Source organism: Photobacterium ganghwense (assembly GCF_003025595.1).
Classification (GTDB): Bacteria; Pseudomonadota; Gammaproteobacteria; order Enterobacterales; family Vibrionaceae; genus Photobacterium; species Photobacterium ganghwense.
Window position 1 is genome coordinate 1 of record NZ_PYMI01000034.1, and the last position, 631, is coordinate 631.

At 51.0% G+C, this 631-nt stretch carries 5 tRNA genes; all 5 read left to right on the plus strand.

From position 1 onward, the window contains the following. The first annotated feature begins 35 nt into the window (after window positions 1–35). Window positions 36–122: transfer RNA gene (locus C9I92_RS25155), tRNA-Leu, on the plus strand. 38 nt (window positions 123–160) lie between these two features. Continuing rightward, window positions 161–235: transfer RNA gene (locus C9I92_RS25160), tRNA-Gln, on the plus strand. Window positions 236–275: 40 nt separating this feature from the next. Next, window positions 276–360: transfer RNA gene (locus C9I92_RS25165), tRNA-Leu, on the plus strand. Between the two features lie 29 nt (window positions 361–389). After that, a tRNA-Gln gene (locus C9I92_RS25170) sits at window positions 390–464 on the plus strand. A gap of 41 nt (window positions 465–505) precedes the next feature. Beyond that, window positions 506–582, plus strand: a tRNA-Met gene (locus C9I92_RS25175). Window positions 583–631: the final 49 nt, after the last annotated feature.

Consider the following 631-nt stretch of genomic DNA (forward strand, 5'->3'; position numbering starts at 1 on the left):
CCATTCTCCCCGGAGAATGTAAAAATAAACCACGTGCGGTGGTGGCGGAATTGGTAGACGCGCTAGCTTCAGGTGCTAGTGTCCGCAAGGACGTGAGGGTTCAAGTCCCTCCCTCCGCACCAACATTTAGGTTACCTCTTAATTTTAAGAGTTGCCCTGCAGGTCTATCGCCAAGCGGTAAGGCAGCGGCTTTTGATGCCGCCATTCCCTGGTTCGAATCCAGGTAGACCTGCCATTATTGACTTATCTGCCGACTCGTTCGGGATGTAAGCAACGCGGAAGTGGCGAAATTGGTAGACGCACCAGATTTAGGTTCTGGCGCCGCAAGGTGTGAGAGTTCAAGTCTCTCCTTCCGCACCATTATTCAAGTCTCTGTAAAGAGCAACTGCAGGTCTATCGCCAAGCGGTAAGGCAGCGGCTTTTGATGCCGCCATTCCCTGGTTCGAATCCAGGTAGACCTGCCATTACTTTTCGATGTTGATTTTTATGTCAGCAGCGTTAAAGTGGCTACGTAGCTCAGTTGGTTAGAGCACATCACTCATAATGATGGGGTCACAGGTTCGAATCCCGTCGTAGCCACCATTCTCCCCGGAGAATGTAAAAATAAACCACGTGCGGTGGTGGCGGAATT